14 protein-coding genes are annotated in these 16,296 nt (G+C 67.2%); 4 read left to right on the top strand and 10 right to left on the bottom strand.

Translation table 11 applies throughout. The annotated features are described in order from the left end of the window. Window positions 1–176: 176 nt before the first annotated feature. The 7 genes from VIM61_13730 to VIM61_13700 all read right to left on the bottom strand — a co-directional run bounded on the left by VIM61_13730 (window position 177) and on the right by VIM61_13700 (window position 6,040). Window positions 177–1,706, bottom strand: coding sequence for a methyltransferase (locus tag VIM61_13730; GenBank protein ID HEY8901467.1), 1,530 nt, complete (start codon window positions 1,704–1,706; stop codon window positions 177–179). After that, entirely contained in the window at window positions 1,703–2,026 is a 324-nt protein-coding gene (locus VIM61_13725) for a hypothetical protein (protein ID HEY8901466.1), read from the bottom strand. The genes VIM61_13730 and VIM61_13725 overlap by 4 nt, the downstream gene beginning before the upstream one ends. 168 nt (window positions 2,027–2,194) lie before the next feature. Beyond that, entirely contained in the window at window positions 2,195–2,917 is a 723-nt protein-coding gene (locus VIM61_13720) for a hypothetical protein (GenBank protein ID HEY8901465.1), read from the bottom strand. A gap of 12 nt (window positions 2,918–2,929) precedes the next feature. After that, window positions 2,930–3,952: a hypothetical protein gene (locus VIM61_13715; GenBank protein HEY8901464.1), complete on the bottom strand. Its 1,023-nt coding sequence runs from the start codon at window positions 3,950–3,952 to the stop codon at window positions 2,930–2,932. A gap of 67 nt (window positions 3,953–4,019) precedes the next feature. After that, a complete protein-coding gene (locus tag VIM61_13710; protein HEY8901463.1) occupies window positions 4,020–4,643 on the bottom strand; it encodes a D-Ala-D-Ala carboxypeptidase family metallohydrolase in 624 nt (207 codons plus the stop codon). A 78-nt stretch (window positions 4,644–4,721) separates the two neighbouring features. Then, on the bottom strand, window positions 4,722–5,843 hold the full coding sequence (locus tag VIM61_13705) for an AI-2E family transporter (GenBank protein HEY8901462.1): 1,122 nt from the start codon (window positions 5,841–5,843) through the stop codon (window positions 4,722–4,724). Between the two features lie 35 nt (window positions 5,844–5,878). Continuing rightward, on the bottom strand, window positions 5,879–6,040 hold the full coding sequence (locus tag VIM61_13700; GenBank protein ID HEY8901461.1) for a hypothetical protein: 162 nt from the start codon (window positions 6,038–6,040) through the stop codon (window positions 5,879–5,881). Between the two features lie 91 nt (window positions 6,041–6,131). Between VIM61_13700 and VIM61_13695 the strand changes: the two genes are divergently transcribed. The 3 genes from VIM61_13695 to VIM61_13685 are packed head-to-tail and all read left to right on the top strand — an operon-like array spanning window position 6,132 to window position 10,601. Beyond that, window positions 6,132–6,809 carry a hypothetical protein gene (locus VIM61_13695; GenBank protein HEY8901460.1) on the top strand — a complete coding sequence of 226 codons (678 nt, stop codon included), beginning with the start codon at window positions 6,132–6,134 and terminating at the stop codon, window positions 6,807–6,809. Between the two features lie 51 nt (window positions 6,810–6,860). Further along, a complete protein-coding gene (locus tag VIM61_13690) occupies window positions 6,861–8,981 on the top strand; it encodes a PBP1A family penicillin-binding protein (protein ID HEY8901459.1) in 2,121 nt (706 codons plus the stop codon). 48 nt (window positions 8,982–9,029) lie between these two features. Beyond that, a complete protein-coding gene (locus tag VIM61_13685; GenBank protein HEY8901458.1) occupies window positions 9,030–10,601 on the top strand; it encodes an Hsp70 family protein in 1,572 nt (523 codons plus the stop codon). Window position 10,602: 1 nt separating this feature from the next. Here the strand turns inward: VIM61_13685 and VIM61_13680 are convergent, their stop codons facing one another. The 3 genes from VIM61_13680 to VIM61_13670 form a co-directional block, all read right to left on the bottom strand. Continuing rightward, window positions 10,603–12,717, bottom strand: a complete 2,115-nt coding sequence (locus VIM61_13680) for a bifunctional serine/threonine-protein kinase/formylglycine-generating enzyme family protein (GenBank protein ID HEY8901457.1) — start codon at window positions 12,715–12,717, stop codon at window positions 10,603–10,605. After that, window positions 12,714–13,328 (bottom strand): sigma-70 family RNA polymerase sigma factor, encoded by a 615-nt coding sequence (locus VIM61_13675; GenBank protein HEY8901456.1) that lies wholly within the window; start codon window positions 13,326–13,328, stop codon window positions 12,714–12,716. Before VIM61_13675 ends, VIM61_13680 begins: the two co-directional genes overlap by 4 nt. Window positions 13,329–13,467: 139 nt before the next feature. After that, window positions 13,468–13,680: a hypothetical protein gene (locus tag VIM61_13670; protein HEY8901455.1), complete on the bottom strand. Its 213-nt coding sequence runs from the start codon at window positions 13,678–13,680 to the stop codon at window positions 13,468–13,470. Between VIM61_13670 and VIM61_13665 the strand changes: the two genes are divergently transcribed. Next, on the top strand, window positions 13,667–16,296 hold a 2,630-nt coding region (locus VIM61_13665; GenBank protein HEY8901454.1), incomplete at its 3' end, for an MG2 domain-containing protein. The two genes, VIM61_13670 and VIM61_13665, sit on opposite strands and share 14 nt — an antisense overlap.

Below are 16,296 nucleotides of genomic sequence, written 5' to 3'. Positions count from 1 at the left end.
GTGGCAGGTGACGATCAGTCCCTTCAGGCCGCGGGCTTCCGCGACCGCAGCGTATTCTCCGGGCTCGCCGTAGGCATGGTGGCAGAGCGGCGTGTGGCAGTGGCTTTCGTAGAGGACGGGCGCGGACATGAAAGGCCATTGTCGCCCAACCTTGCCCGGCCGGCAACGGCGCACCGTCACCGCGCCTTCACGTATTTCTCGAGATGGCAGTGAAACCCGCCGAGATCGATGCGCTCGCGGAATTCCGCCCGGAGGCCCCGGCCGACCGGTTTGACAGAGAGCGGGTTGACAAAGACAAGCCGGCCGCCGGGCGCGAGGACGGATTCCGCGGCGGCGAAGAGGTCGCCGATGAGTTCGGCGAGGTTCGGGATGGGAACGCGGCGTCCGAGCGGGGGATTTGTGATGATGAGCGACACCGCGCCCGGCCGAAGAGCCTCGATCGTCGTGTGATCGCGGAAATCGGCGGCAGCGAGGGTGGCGGGAATCCCGTCGAGGCCGGCGGAGGCGAGGTTTTCACGGGTGATGGCGATGGCTTCGGTGCTGAGGTCCGTGCCAATGAAACGAGCCACGCCTCCGCGCAGGCCTCGCTCGATGAGCTCGAGGCCGGAGCCGCAGAAGGGATCCCAGACGACGTCCCGAGCCCCCGGACCCGCGAGCCGGGCCATGCACGCGGCGAGGGGCGGATGGGAGGCGGCGGGAACGTCGCGCCGGCGGTAGGCGAAGCGGGGGTCGGGCCGCAGGCGCGGAGTGAGCTCCACGGACCATCCGGCGGGAATTTCGTGGATGTCGACCTGCCAGAGGGCGTCGCGGGAGTCGTTCAGCAGCCGGGGTGCGAGTTCGTAAACGCGGTTGCCGAGAGCGCGAACCGCACTGCGTTGGTGGCCCTTCGAGACGAATTCCAGGCGGTAGCGGATCGGCCCCTCCGTGAAGGCCGCAAACATGCGCCGGGCGAGGGGCGAGGCGATGATCGCGGCGAGCGCATCCACCGGCGGGGCGGCGCCTCTCCGCGGAACGGTGCCGAGCGCGAGGCTGGCGGTGCTGAACGTTCGCAGGGCGTGGATGTCGGCCAGCGTGAAGGGGCGGGTGGGCGCGATGGCGACGAGGCCGCGGGTGGCGCCGAGCGGACGGAAGCTGGCGGCCTTTTCGTGGAGTTCGTCCTCGAGGATGCGCTCGAGGCCGCTGCGGATGTGCAGGTGAATGCGCACGTCGCGGATGTCCTCGAGAGGCGCGTCGAGGCGCACGGCGCCGGGGGTCTCGCGCCGGGCGAAATTTGCGGCGGCCTTTTGCGCGGTGCGATGCAGGCCGGCGTCGGCGAGGGTGTCGACCGTGGCGGCGCCGCCGATCTTTTCGAGGGTGCGGCCGAGGAATGCTTTCTCGCGACCGGACGCGGGGCGCTCGAGCAGGGCGAGCAATTCGGCCTCTTCCTGCTCGTCGGCGCCGAGCTTCGGCAGGGCGGCCATGGCGTAGCGGCGGACCTTCTCGGCGGGGTCACGAAGAAGCGGCCGCAGCCATTGACGAGCCTGCTCGCGCTGGGCGGGAGTTCCGGTTTCCGAGAAGACGACGCCGACCGCGCGGATGATGCCGACCTGCGCCACGCGGTCCGCTCCCTCGGTGCGATCAAAGGCGGGAACGTCCTCGGTCCACAATTCCTCGCACGAGCGCTTGCGCAGGTGCTGGTAGTGCTCCTTGGGGGATAGTTTTTTCACGAGGGCGGCTCGGTGGGTTCCTGCTGCGCGAGCTGGACGGAGCGTTCCCGCGTCCACAGGTGGTTGCCGAGGAACTCGTCGCGTTCGGCGGGCGTGGCGCGGCTGAAGAGCGAAGCGTAGAAGTCCGGTTTCGGGTCGCGATGTTCGGCGGAGGCGCGGCGGGCGGCGGCGATGGCGCGTTCGCAGACGACGAGAAGCGTGGCCGGACGTTCGATTTCGAGACGCTCGAGATAACGCGCGGTCGTATCGGCAAGGCCGCCGCGCACGACCCAGGTGCGGTTGATGCGGCGGGCGTGTTCGATCGGCGACGAAGGCGTCACGGGCCGGACGAGCGGGGCCTAGCGGCGTTTCTTCCCGGGGGCCGTTGGCGGCTTCTCCTTCTTGGGCTTCTTGGTTTCCTTGCGATGACTGTGGTTGCCTTTGCCCATAAGTTCGGTGGTGTGAGGCGACGATAGCCTCGCGGGGAAAACGGGGAAACCCGAAAACGCCTAAAAGCTGTTCCGTGCCCCGGGCGGCGGGGTCCACTCCGCACTTCGGATCCGCGCGATTTCCGCCCGGAAGTTCGCGTCTTTTTCAAGGGCGGCGTAGAGCAGGGCGCCGAGCTGGCGGCCGGCGGCGATGCTGTAGGGAAAATGCTCGCCGGCGAAGACGCGGTCCTGCTCGACCATGCGCGACACGCGGACGAAGGCCTCCGCGCGGGCGGGGTCGAGATCGGTGAGCACCCGCTGGAAAAGAGCGCAACGGGCAGAGTGGTAGCTGGGGTAATCGTAGCCCGGCACGGCGTCGACAAAGCGCTTCACGCGGTCGTCGACCTGGAAGGGATGCGGCGAACGGAACGTGTCCTTGAGGTCGTCGTTGACGCGCTCGACGAGGTTGTTCAACTCGCGGAAGAGGCGGGCGGTCTGGGGGTATTTCTTCCCGGTGAGTCCGGGATCGAAGGCGATGCCGAATGTGAAGACGGTGAGGTCGTAATCCCAGCGGGCGACGGCGACTTTCTCCGGGGTGGCCCGGGCCTGCAGGGCGAGAATTTCGTCGATCTGCCGGCGGACAATCGCGGAGCCGGGCGCGGGAGGCGGCGGGATTTCCGCGAGGAAGACGCTATCGGGCGGAATGTGCCACCGGGAGGATTTCGCCGGAGAGACGGTCGCGCAGCCGCCGAGCGCGAGGGTGCCGATCGCGGCGACGAGGCGAGCGATCGGCGGGGGAACCATGGCGGGCGCGGCTTACTTCGTGCGCTTGACCTTCACGGAGTCGTCGGCGACGAGGCCGTTGTCTCCCACGGCGCGCACTTCGATGTGGGACGTGCCATGCGGCACCTTGATGGTGGCGGTCCAGTCCGTAGTGCCGGTGGCATTCTGGAAGCGGCCGACCTTGCCGTTCTTGACGACGCGGTAGCGGACGGAGGTCACGCGATTGCCGAGGCCGATCGTCGCCTTGCCGGCGATGGCGACCTTGGAAGTGGAGGCCTTGATCCGGTTCGGACCCTTGATGCGCACCGAGGGCGGCCCGCCGACGAGGGCGCTGTAAACGAGGTGGCCGATGTCGAGCTGGAGGAAGGTGTTGCTGTTCGGCGCAACGAAGGGCGGCTGGAACAGGCCGAAGGTGTTTACCGAGAAATCGAGGCCGACGGTGGCCTTTGTGAGATTGATCTTCGAGGTGAGGCCATCGATTTCCACAATGAGCGAGCCGAAGCCCTGCGTGCCGCCGGAGGGATCCCACGTGTAATTCCACTCCATGTAGGGATCGGTGGCGGAGACGGGGAGCTTCACCGAGTTGCCGATATAGGCCGTGCCGTCGGAGAACTGGATGATGGCATTGGCGAGGACGGCGGTGCCGTTCTGGCCGGTGAGGGCGAGGCCGAGGGTGTTGATCGTGCCATCGGTGCCGCGGTGGAAGTGGCAGATGTAGACGGAGTTCGTGTAGGCCGGGTCGTCGCTGAGGCCGTCGAAATGGATGCGGCCGGCGGCGGTGATCCGGGTGCCGCGGGACATCGCGCCGTTCAGGTAGGCGTCCGCGTAGTAGTTGTAATACGGCTTCGGCTGGAACAGGCCGCCCGCCTCGCCCTTGGTGCCGGTGTGGCTGGTGCGCTCGTAGCCGTAGAACTGGATGGGGTGAAAAACCTTCCAGTTCTTCGGGTTCGTCGAGAAATCTTCGGTGCGCTGGTAGGTTTCCGGCGAAGCGGCTGCGGCGGTGGAAAGGCCCGCAAGGGCGCTGGCGAGGAGAACGAAAGTGGCGCGGAAAATCATGGGCGACGGCGGAATGCTCCCGCTCTGTAGCATCGATCGGCCCGCGTGCAAAGCGTTCCGGCCGTCCCTAGCCCCAATTCGCGTTCGTGCCGCGGGTGTCCACGTGCGTGAAATCGGGATACAATCCGATCCCGCCGCGGAATTTTCCTTCGTCCCTCAGCGAATGGGCGACCTTCGCGACCTTGCGCGGCGAGCTGGCGAAGACGAGGTCCAGCGCGACATTGTTCATGTGCTGGGAATGCTTCGAGGCGCCGGGGCAGCGGGCGTTGTAGGCCGGGGAGCGGTAGGCCGAGATCACGGTGTCGACTTTTTCGCCGAGGCGCTCGGCAATCTGGTCCGCCACGAGGAGCGTGGGCTTCATTTTCATCCACATGCCGGCCGGCGGGATGCCGCTGCGCACTTCTCCGCGGAGTTTCAGATGCGGCTCGATGATCTGTTTCACCGAGAGGTGCTTGAGCTGAAGGCCACCGAGGAAGGAGGCGTAGCCCTTGAGCGGGGCGCCGAGAATGGTGGACCATTCCTGCGGCAGGCCGAAATCGCCGATCGCGACGGGAGGCGCAAAAAGATTGGTGAATTGCTGAAGAGTGGGGGCAAAGGCGAGACCGAGGCCGCCCAGGCCCAGCATGCTGACGAATTGACGCCGGTCCATCGCCGGGGCGTCTTCGAAGGAGATATGGGAGCGTTTTTGCATCGGGGAGGCATACCGATAGCCCATGTTCTTCGACGCGAAAGGGGGAATTTCATCCTTTCTGCAAAAACTTTGCGAGAGTCACGCGTCCGCGCTGCCTCCGATGAATTCGCCGATGGCATGGAACGGTTTGAGGTGGTCGCAGGTGATTTTCAGCACGGCGAGCAGGGGCACGGCGAGCAGGGCGCCGGCGATTCCCCAGATCCAGCCCCAGAACATGATGGCGATGAAAATGATCACCGGATTCAGGGTGAGGATGCGGCCCATGATGAGCGGCGTGATGAAGTTGCCCTCGATGGTGTTGAGCGCGATGTAGATCGCCGGCAGGAGGAACGCGTAGGCGGTGGACTCGAACGACAGCAGCCCCACGACAAGGGTGGCGGCGACGCCGACGAGCGCGCCGATGTAGGGAATGAAGTTCAGGACGAAGGCAAGGAGGCCCCAGAAGACGTAGTTTTGCATGCCGACTAGGGCCGCCGCGAAGCTGACCGCGGTGCCGAGGCAGACGTTGATGACGGTGATGGTGCGGAGGTAGAGCGAGATGCGGTCCTCGATCTCGCGGGCGATCTCGACGGCGCGGCGCTTGTCCTCGAACGACGGAATCATCCTCACGAGCTTGCGAAGGAACAGATCGCCCGACGCGAGCATGAAGTAGAGGAGGATGAACATGACGAACAGGTTCGCGACGAATGCGGGCGTCTGGGTCATGAGCGAGCGAAACGGCGTCTCGCTGGGGGCAATGCTGACGGCAGGCTTTTCCCCGGCGTCTCGCATTTCGGCGAGTTCGTTCACCTTCTGGGAGGCATCGCGCACCTTCTCGAAGGGTTGTTTGAGGATACGAAGACGGGCTTTGATGTCCGGAATCTTCTCCGGGATTGTCTGCATCCAGGCGGAGGCCGGTTCGACGACAAACGACGCGCCCACGCCGAGGGTCCCCAGCAGGGCCGCCAGCACGAAGCCCGCGCCGATCGATGGCGGCACCCGGCATTTCTGGTGGAGGAGGCGCACGGCCGGCGCGAGCAGCAGGCTGAGGATGAGCGCGAGGACGACCGGCAGGATCACCGGCCGCGCGAAATACAGCGTGTAGGCCACGCCGAGCAGCATCAGCACAGTGAGAGCGATCGAGCGGATGCCGACGCCCGCTCTCAGGAGGTCGCGGAGACGAGGTGGCGGAAGGGGGGAGTCGGAATCGGCAGTCGGCACGAGAACGATTCGCGCCTCGACCGTTAATGCGGTGGCTATTTTTTCTCGGACTTCCGATTTTGGAAGCGGGAGAGCGTCGATCGGGCGGCCGTATCCGCGCGCTGGCGCTGGGCGATCTCGTTGCGGCGCTTCCGGTCGGCGGCGGCATCGCCCGGGATCGTCTCGGCTTTCTTTTTGCGGGGCGGGCGGTGCGGCATGGCGGAAGTGTCGGCGGCCGGTTGCAAACAAGCGAGCCAGGAAAGTTCGGGCGCGGTCCGGGCGGCGGTGCTAGAACGGAACGCTCCTTTCATGAAACCCTTCCGCAACCTTGCCGAGACGCGCACGCCGAACGGATCGCGCTTCTCGCTCCATGAACACAACGGCGAGTATTTCCTGAAGCTCAACGGCACGCAGCTGATGAGCTCCACGGCCACCGTCTCCGAGCTGTTGCTGGCCGATCTGGCCTGTGCGTGGACCGCCCGGCGCGCCCGGCCGCGGGTGCTCATCGGCGGGCTCGGGCTGGGCTTCAGCCTGCGACGGGTGCTGGAGCTCGTGAGCCCCGGCGCGACGGTCGAGGTGGCCGAGCTGCTGCCGGAGGTCGTCGAGTGGAACCGGACGTTCCTCCGCGAGGTGAATGGCGCCTTGCTCGACGAGCCGCGCGTGGTGGTGACCACGGGCGACGTGTTCGACTGCATCAAAAACGGCCCGGGGCGCTACGACGCGATCCTTCTCGATGTGGACAACGGCCCGACGTCCTTCGTGCAGCCGCAGAATTCCCGTCTCTACGGTCGCAGCGGGTTCGACCTCATCCGGCGCGCGTTGCGCACGGGGGGCCGGGTGGCGTTCTGGTCTGCCGACAAGGAACCGGCCTTTCCGTCGGCCCTGGCGCGGGCCGGTTTTCGCGTCGAGGAAGTCGCGGCGAAGGCCCACGAGCGGGCAAAGCGGGCCGCGCATCGCATTTACACGGGCGAAAGAATCGCGGCATAATCGGCGCGAATCCACGCCCGGAAATGGGGCGAGAATCGAAGGATCGGTGCCGTGTTGCGATTTCTCAAACGCCTCTTCCTGTTCGTCGCGCTGCCTGGCGTGGCTCTGGCCATTGCCGCGGCCATCGTGATCTTCCCGAAATACCGGGAATTTCAGGCCGTCGCCGACGGGGTCGACCTCGCGGAGCTGAACCGCATCCCCGCGATCTCCGAGGTGTTCGACGGCGCCGGCCAGCGCTACGGACGGCTCGAGGGCGAGGTGCGCTACGTGGTGCCGCTCGCGCAGATTTCGCCATTTTTCATCAAGGCGCTGCTGGCGCGGGAGGATTCGCGTTTCTACGATCACCACGGCGTCGATTTCAGCGGCATCCTCCGCGCGGCGGTGCGCAATCTGCGCGACGGCGGCGTGAAGGAAGGCGCGAGCACGATCACGCAGCAGCTCGCGCGCAATACCTACGATCTCGGCTCGGACCGCTGGCGTCGCAAGGCCGTGGAGGCGCTGCTCGCGCTGCGCATCGAACGCAATTTCTCGAAGGAGCAGATCCTCGAAGCTTACGCGAACCGCATTTACTTCGGCATCGGCACCTATGGCATCGAAACGGCGGCGCGGGCCTGCTTCGGAAAATCCGCGAGCGATCTGACGCTCTCCGAGGCCGCGATTCTGGCCGGGCTCATCCGCAGTCCGAATCGTCTGAGCCCGCTCAAGGACAGCGCGACCGCCCTCGCGGAGCGCAATCAGGTGCTTGCGCGGATGGAGGAACTCGCAATGATCACGCCCGCTGAGGCAGCCGCCGCCCGGGCGGAATCCGTGCCCGCCGGCAAGCAGCAGCCGCCTCGCGTGCAGGCGAACTACGCGATGGACGCCATCATGCGCGACCTCGAGATTCTCATCCCGAAGTCGACGCTCGATCAGGGCGGGCTGAAGATTTACACGACGATCGACCGCCGCCTGCAGCTGCTCGCCGAGACGGCGCTGGAGGCCCGGCTGGCCGCCATGGAATCCGAGAAAGGCTGGCCGCATCCCACTCGCGCGGCCTCGCTTGCCGCGGTGAAGGAGCCAGGCGCCGCGCCGTCCACCGAGTCGCCCTACGTGCAGGGCGCGCTCGTCGCGATCGACAACGAAACCGGCGGCGTGCTCGCCGTCGTGGGCGGGCGTGATTTCAAGACGAGCCCCTACAACCGCGCGTTGCTCTCGAAGCGCCAGGTCGGGTCGACGTTCAAGCCCTTCATCTACGCCGCCGCGTTCGCTCGCGGCCTCACGCCGGAGACGCCCATCGACGATTCGCCGATCCGCGAAGGCGAAGTGACCGGGCTCGCCTCGGTCTGGACGCCGGAAAATTCCGACGGCGACAATCTCGGGTGGCAGCCGGCCTCCGAGGGGCTGGTGCGGTCGCGCAACACGATGACGATTCGCGTGGGCGAGTTTGCCTCGCGCGGCGCCGTGCGTGATCTCGCGGCCAGGGCCGGCCTCGGGTCGTTGCCCGACATCCCGTCCATCTACCTCGGCGCGTTCGGGGCCACGCTCAAGGACGTCACAGCCGCCTACACGATGTTTCCCAATGGCGGCGTGCGCCCGCAGCCATTCATTATCGACCACATCGTGGACCGGAACGGGCGCACGATCTATCGGGCTACCCGCGCAAGGCTCGCGTGCCTGCCGCGGGGCGTGAATTACGTCACGAACGCCATCCTGCGCGACGTGATGACGCGCGGCACCGCCGCCTCCGCGGGATCGCTCGGGCTCACGGTGCCCGCGGCGGGAAAAACCGGCACGACCGATGATTACAAGGATGCCTGGTTCGTCGGCTACACGACACGGCTGACCTGCGGCGTGTGGGTGGGCATGGATCACCCCGCGCGCATCGCCAACCGCGGCTACGGCAGCAAGCTCGCGCTCCCGGTCTGGGTCGATTTCGTCGAGCAGGCGTCGGAGCACAAATACGTCGCCGGGGATTTTCCGGTGCCGACCGCGGCGCCCGTTCCCGCTCCGGCCTCGTCTCCGTCGCCGGCCGCTGCGGTGCCGGTTGCCCGGGCAATCCCGGTGACGGCTCCGGCAAATCCGGCGTCGATGCCCGCGGCTCGCGCCATTCCGGTAAACCCCGCGCCGCCTTCCGGCGGGAATTATCAGGTCACCCGCACCGAGAACGGCCTGCAGATCGACTACGGCGACTGAGCGGATTGGCGCTTTCGCGGCGGGGCCGATCTTCGCTAGATTTTTTCGATGATCGTCGGCATCGACCTTGGCACCACGAATTCCCTCATCGGCGCGATGGACGCCGGATTTCCCATCCTCGTCGCGGATGCGGATGGCCGCCGGCTCACGCCTTCCGCCGTGGCGATCACCGAGGCCGCCGAGGTCGTGATCGGCCACGATGCGCTGGCTCTGCCTGGCGTCGTGACCTCGATCAAGCGGCTGATGGGAAGCTCCGGGCGCACCCACGGCCGCACGCCGGAGGAGATTTCCGCGCTCATTCTGACTGAACTCAAACTCAAGGCCGAGGCCGCGCTCGGCGCCGAGGTGCGCGAGGCGGTGATCACCGTGCCAGCGTATTTCAACGACGCGCAGCGCGCGGCCACGAAGCGGGCCGGCGAACTGGCGGGCCTCGAGGTGCGGCGCCTGCTCGCGGAGCCGACGGCGGCCGCGCTGGCCTACGGGCTCGACAAACTCGAAGAGCACTCGAAGGTCGCGGTCTATGATCTCGGCGGCGGGACGTTCGATATCTCGATCCTCGAGCTGGCCGGCGGCGTGTTTCAGGTGCTCGCGACGCATGGCGACACCCGGCTCGGCGGCGACGACCTCGACGCGGCGATCGCGGAGGCGCTGGGTGTCTCGCAGGCGCAAGCGAAGGCGGCGAAAGAGGCCGGAGAAGTCGCGAATGTGGGGAGGATTTGCGCCCCGATCTTGGAGCGCACGCGCGGTCTTTGCCTGCGGGCGCTGGCGGATTCCGGACTCGAGCCCGGCGATCTCGACGCGGTCATCCTGGTGGGCGGGGCGACGCGCATGCCGGTCGTGCGCGAGCTCGTGGCCGAAATTTTTGGACGGGAGCCGAATCTCTCGCAGCATCCCGACGAGGCCGTCGCGCTCGGCGCGGTGCTCCAGGCGGGCATCCTCGAGGGGAGTCTGAATCACGTCACGCTGCTGGACGTCACCCCGCTTTCGCTCGGTATCGAGACCTTCGGCGGGCTGATGAATGTGCTGATCCCGCGCAACACGACGATCCCCGTGAAGAAGGGAGAGATGTTCACGAACGCCGTCGTCGGCCAGACGGCCATGCGGATCACCGTGCTGCAGGGGGAGCGTGAGCTGTCGAAGGACAACTGGAAGCTCGGTGAGTTCGACGTGCCGTTCACGCCCGCTCCGAAGGGCCATGCGCGCGTCGGCGTGCAGTTCGAGATCGATGCGAACGGCATTCTCCACGTGCTTGCGCGGGATGTTGCCACCGGCGTGGATACCGTGGTGGAGATGCGCAGCGCGGTCGCGGTGGCCGACGAGAAGGTCGAGGAGATGATCGGCGCCTCGGTCGAGCATGCCTTTGAAGACATGGCGGATCGCCAGTTTGCGGAGCAGAAGCTCAAGGCCGAGGAAATGCTGCCGGCGATCGACATGGCCTTCGAGAAGCTCGGTTCGGAGCTTTCACCGGCGGAACGCGCCCGCATCGAGACGCTCGTGGGGGAGGTGCGGGCGGCCATCGAGAAGCCAAATCTCCAGCGGCTGAAGAAGAAGATCGCCGAACTCGACGATGCGACGCAGGAGCTTGCGACGTTGCTGCTCGAGAGCCTGATGCGGGAGTGAGCTACTCCGTCGCGAGCACGCAGCGAAAGCCGTAGATGACGTCGCGGCCCTCGCGCGAGACGACGTTGCGGTAGGATGATTCCATCTCCGTGCGTTTCGGGTTCGCGTAGGAGCCGCCGCGCAGCACGCCCCAGTCGTGCAAATCGGTGCCGCCCTTGTAGCCGTCGAGGCACCATTCCCAGACGTTGCCGCCGAGGTCGAAGAGGCCCGTGGCGGAGGGCGTGAAGCGGCCGACCGGAGAGGTCTGCGGAAAGCCGTCCATGTAGCCGGGAATGCCGCCCTTCAGTGATTGGTCGGCGTAGTTGCCCGCGCCCTGCGGCGGCGGCCAGTCGCGTCCCCACGGGTAAACCTTGTGAAAGCGCCCGTCGCGCTTCTCGGGGGTGGTGCCTCCCTCGGCGGGCAGGCCGACGGCGAGGCTCCATTCCTCGTCGGTGGGCAGGCGGTAGCTTTGGCGATCGCTGATCCGGCGCTCGCGGCGTTCCTTTTCGGTGAGCCACGCGCAAAAATCCATCGCGTCCTGCCAGTTCACGAGCACGACGGGGTCGTCCTCGGTCTGCGCGAAATCGGGCGTCGTGCTGGCGCGTCCCGTCGCTGCGCAGTAGGCGGCGTAATCCTTCACGCGCGTCTCCCAGCGGCAGAAGCGCACGTCGCCCACCGGGATGAAAGGCATGCCGAGACTGTTCAGCCAGGGTTTTCCCGGCTCCGGCCCCAGATCGTGCTCGAGCCGCGCGGGAAGCAGCACCTGCTCCTCCGGGTGGACGACCGTCTCGATGGTGACCTCCTTGTAGCCGTCCAGCTGGATGCGGTAACGGTGCGAGCCGGGCGTGACTTCCTCGAGCACGCCGGGCGTCTCGAGCACCTCGACGTCGCCCTCGAAGACGCGCGCACCGCCGGGATCGCTGGTGATTTTCACGGCGCCGTTGCCGGTCGGAAATTGCAGCGTCGCGGCGGCCTGTCCGCCGGGCTCGACCCGCACGGTCTCCGTCACGCTGGCGAATCCCAGTTCGCCGCGAACCTCGTATTCGCCGGCAAGCAGGCTGTGGATCGAGAGCGGCGTCGTGCCGGTGCGCACGGGCTTGCCGTCGCGGACCACGGTCACCTTGCCGCCGGCGGGTTCGCTCGAAACTGTCAGGGAGCCGGTGAGAGCCGGAGGCGGGGTTGGCGCCGGAACCGGCGTCGGCGTCGAGACGACCACGGGCGGCGGCGCGGCGACCTGCCGGGTGGCGCCCCAGATGCCGAGCGCGACGGCGGCGAGGAGGGCGATCGTGACGAGGGCGGGGACAGGCGAGATGGTGCGGGGCCGGCGTCCGCCCTGCAGGCGCAGCAGGTCGGCGTGCATGTCGCGCGCGCTCGCGTAGCGGCGAGTGGGTTTCGCGGCGCAGGCCTTCAGCAGGATGTCGTTCAATCCCTGGACGTGGCCTTTCTCGGGAATTTCATCGATGAGCGTGGCCATCTCGGGAAAATCGAGACGATCCTTTCCCATGGTGATTTCGTAGAGCACCTTGCCGAGGCTGTAGATATCGGCCTGTGGCGTGCCCTGGCCCTCGGGCGGCACGTAGCCCTCGGTGCCGACGAAGGAGTGCTGGCCGCTCGCGGTGACGAGGCCGATGTCGGCGAGCTTCGGGGCGCCGTGCACGAAGATGAGGTTTGCCGGCTTGATGTCGCGGTGAATGAGGCCGTGCGTGTGCAGGCGATCGAGCGCATCGGTAAGCGAAAGGCCGAGGGCGATGCATTCCGCCGGCGGCAGGCGGCCACGGCGATCGATCTCGCTTTTCAAGGTGCGGGGCTGGTAGCTGGCGATGTCGATGGGCTGCGCGCCGTCGACGCCGTCGGCCAGCTCCATGATGTAGTAGAAAAATCCGTCGCCGCGGCCGACGTGCAGGATGTTGATGAAGCCGGCGTGAGCTCGCGAGATCGGCTCGAAGGCCGACATGCCGTCGAACTCGCGCTGGAACGAGCGGTCGTTGTCGAAGTTCGCCCGGTCGATCACCTTGATCGCGCGCAGCCGGCCGGTGAGGGTGCGGGCAAGCCAGATCTCGCCGTAGGAGCCGCGGCCAATGACGCGCAGCACCTCGTGGTCGGGAATGCTGGGGGGGCGGGGCGTCGCGGTGCTCATCGGGCGCCTTTTTCGAGGGCCTCGACCTCGCGGCGAACGAGGGTCGAGATGCGGTGGCGGGCCAGATACACTTGGGCGATGCTCACGCGCAGCTGCGAGGCGACCTTCTGCGCCGGCCATTCGCGCACGACGTAGCAATCGAAGATCTGGAACTGTTTCGGATCCACGCGGCGGCGCACGCGGTCCATCGCGGCCTCGAGCAGGTGCGAGCGCCACTCGGCATCCCACGTCGCGTCGATGTCGAAGCCGTCGGGGACGCGATCGATCGGAGCGGTGCGCCGGGTATCGTCCCTGGCGAGCGGCACGGCGGGAGCGGGTTCGCGATGGCGAAACTGGTCCGCGATGCGCCAGCGGGTCATGTGCAGCAGCCACCCCTTGAAGGAGCCGATGGAGGGGTCGTAACGGAGCGTGTCGATCTTCTTGGAGACGGTGATGATGGTTTCCTGGACAACGTCCTGGGCCTCGGCATCGGAGAGCCCGGACTTTCGCGCGACACTGTAGATGAGCTTCCAGTAAGTGTCGAAAAACTCCTGCCACGTGCGCTGATCGCTCCGGTTCGCGAGCCGTTCGACAAGGCTGCGTCGCGTCGCGAGAAACGGATCGGGCTTCACAAAATGGCTCTTATCCGACTCGCGGCCTCACCGCGAAAATATTCTGCATTTCGCTGAAAGATCGGCCGCGTCGGGCCCGTATTCCCCAAAGCGATATGCTTAAAATACGGTCCTTTCTGGTTTCGGCGGTGGGAGATTTTCAGTGGCGGCCGCCCGCCTGGCTGCGGCGCACGGGAGGGGCGGTGCGACGGCGCCCCCGGAGGGTGGCGGCGGGGCTCGTGGCGGTTGCGGCCGTGACCGCCATCGGGCTATGGGTGCGGAGCTGGCCCGCGCCGGTCACGGTGCAGGCGACGGTCATGCCGCCGGGCATCACTCCCCTGGCGAAGAAGCTGGTGCCGTTGCCTCTCGTCATCGAATTCGAGCGCTCCGTCGCCCCCATCGGGAAGATTGGCCAGGTCGTGAAGGCCGGGATCCGGATGGAGCCATCGGCGGCGGGCCGGTGGACGTGGAGCGGCGACGCCACCCTTCGCTTCGAGCCTCGGGACGATTGGCCGGCCGATCGCGCCTATCGCGTGACGCTGGACCGCTCGGTCGTCGCCCCGCAGATCCGGCTCACGAAATATCGCTACGACTGGCGAACTCCGGCGTTCACGGCGTCCGTGCGCGAGATCGAGTTCTACCAGGACCCGCGGGATCCGACCGTGAAGCAGGTCGTGGCGACCGTGGACCTCAGCCATCGCGTCGAGCCGGATTCGGTCGCCGCGCACGCGGAGATTCGGATGCTTGGTCGGGGCACGAACGAGGGGTTCGACGTGAGTTTCGACAAGTTCCATCGCACCGCCTACCTGCGCACGAAGCCGATGCGGCTGCCGGAGAGGGAGGATTTCGCCAGGCTGCGACTCTCGCCGGGAATCGGGACGACGCAGGGCGGCGCGGTCACGCGGGCGTCGGCGGACGCCAAATGCCGCGTGCCGGACATCTACAGCTTCTTCCGGATCGCGGAAGCCTCGACGGGCGTTGCGTGGACCGCTGACGGCCGTCCCGAGCAGATCCTCACGCTCACCACGAGCTGCGCGGCGCGCACACCCGACCTGGCACGGGCGCTTTCCCTGCGGCTGCTTCCCCGGCGGAAACCGACGCCGGACGACCATCGCGTGACGTGGAATGGACCGCGCGAAGTGCCGCCCGACGTGCTGGCGGCAGCCCGGCCGATCGCGATCGAGGCATTGCCGTCGCGCGACCCTCAGACGAAGGAGCACGCGTTTCGGTTCCGGGTTCCGGAGGATGGCCAGCTCTTTGTCCGCGTCGCCGCAGGCGTGCGGGCGCCGGGTGACTACGTGCTCGGCGAAGCTTACGACAACGTGCTTGCCGCGCCCCAGCCGCGTCCCTCCGTCGTCTTCGAAGGGGAGGGCGCCGTGCTTGCGCTCAGCGGCGAGCGGAAGCTCTCGGTGCGCTCGCGCGGCATTCCGGTGATCGAATATGAGATCGCCCGGGTGGGCGCTTCGCAGATCAATCACCTCGTGAGCCAGACGCGCGGCAGCTTCGCGCGGCCGTCGTTTCGGAACTACGCCTTCGACGAGGAAAATATCTCCCGCATTGCCACGGAGCGGCAGCCGATTGCGGATGCGAGTCCGTTCCACGAGAACGCCTCGGCCTTCGATCTCGGACCGCACCTTGCACTGCCGGCTGACGGGGGCAGCGAGCGCGGCCTGTTCTTTCTGCGCGCCCGGGGCTGGGACCCCGTGACGAGGAAGCCGATGCCCAACGTCGAGGAGGAGCGGCGTTTTCTGCTCGTGACAGATCTCGGATTGATCGTGAAGGAGAACGCGGACGACAGTCGCGACGTCTTCGTGGCCTCGATCCGGACCGGCGCGCCGGCGGCCGGCGTGCGGGTGGCGATTCTCGGCAAGAACGGCGTGCCGCTCGCGGAGGCGGACACCGATGCCGATGGCCACGTGCGCTTCGATTCGGTGGTCCGGGATGAACGGGACCGCGAGCCGGTCGCCTTCGTCGCGCGGTCGGGGGAGGACATCGCATTCCTGCCCTACGATCGGAGCGACCGCCGGCTCGACTTCTCGCGCTTCGATGTCGGTGGCGAGGAGGTGCGCTCGGGAGCGGAGCTGGCGGCATTTCTCTTCACTGAACGCGGCGTCTATCGCCCGGCCGATCCGATTCACGTCGGCTACATCGTGAAGCGGCGGGACTGGGCGCCGCTGCCGGCCGGGCTGCCGCTCGAGCTCGAGGTGATCGACGCGCGCGGGCGCACGGTCGTCCGCAAGCGCATCGCGGTGCCGGCCGGTGGCCTCGGCGAATTCGAATGCCCGACCACGCCGGACTCGGCGACCGGCTGCTACGCGGTGAATCTCTACCTCGTGCGAGACGGGGAGCGGGATCGCCTGCTCGCGAGCGCGGACCCGTGGGTGAAGGAATTCCTGCCGGATCGCCTCAAGATCGCCGCGAGTCTGAATACTCCGGCAACGGCCGGCTGGATCGCGCCCGGTGAGGTGAAGGCGCTCGTCTCGCTGCAGAATCTCTACGGCGCTGCGGCCAGCGGCCGACGGATCACGGCGAAGCTCGATCTTGCGCCGGGCGGGTATTCGTTCGCGGCCTATCCCGGTTACCGTTTCGACGATCCGATCCGGAAACGCTGGACGTCCGACGATCTGCGGTCGATCACGCTGCCGGATGGGACGACGGACGACGCGGGCGCCGCCACGGTTCCGCTCCACCTCGAGCGGTTCACGCCCGCGACGTATGCGATGCATCTTTCGATCGAGGGCTTCGAGGGTGGCGGCGGTCGCAGCGTCGGCACGCAGCTGGACTTCCTCGTCTCGCCGCTGGATCGGATCGTCGGCTGCAAGGTCGATGGAGATCCCGGCTACGTGCCGATGGGAACGAAGCGATCCGCGCATTTTCTGGCGGTGAACCGTTCGCTCGAGACCGTGGCGATCGCGGGGCTGCGGTTCCGCCTCGTCGAGGAGAAATATCTCTCCGTGCTGAGGCGGGTGGCGAACGGGAACTACGCCTA

The organism is Chthoniobacterales bacterium, assembly GCA_036569045.1.
Taxonomy (GTDB): domain Bacteria; phylum Verrucomicrobiota; class Verrucomicrobiia; order Chthoniobacterales; family JAATET01; genus JAATET01.
Note: the sequence above shows the minus strand (reverse complement) of the source record. Positions and strands in the feature narration are given on the sequence as shown.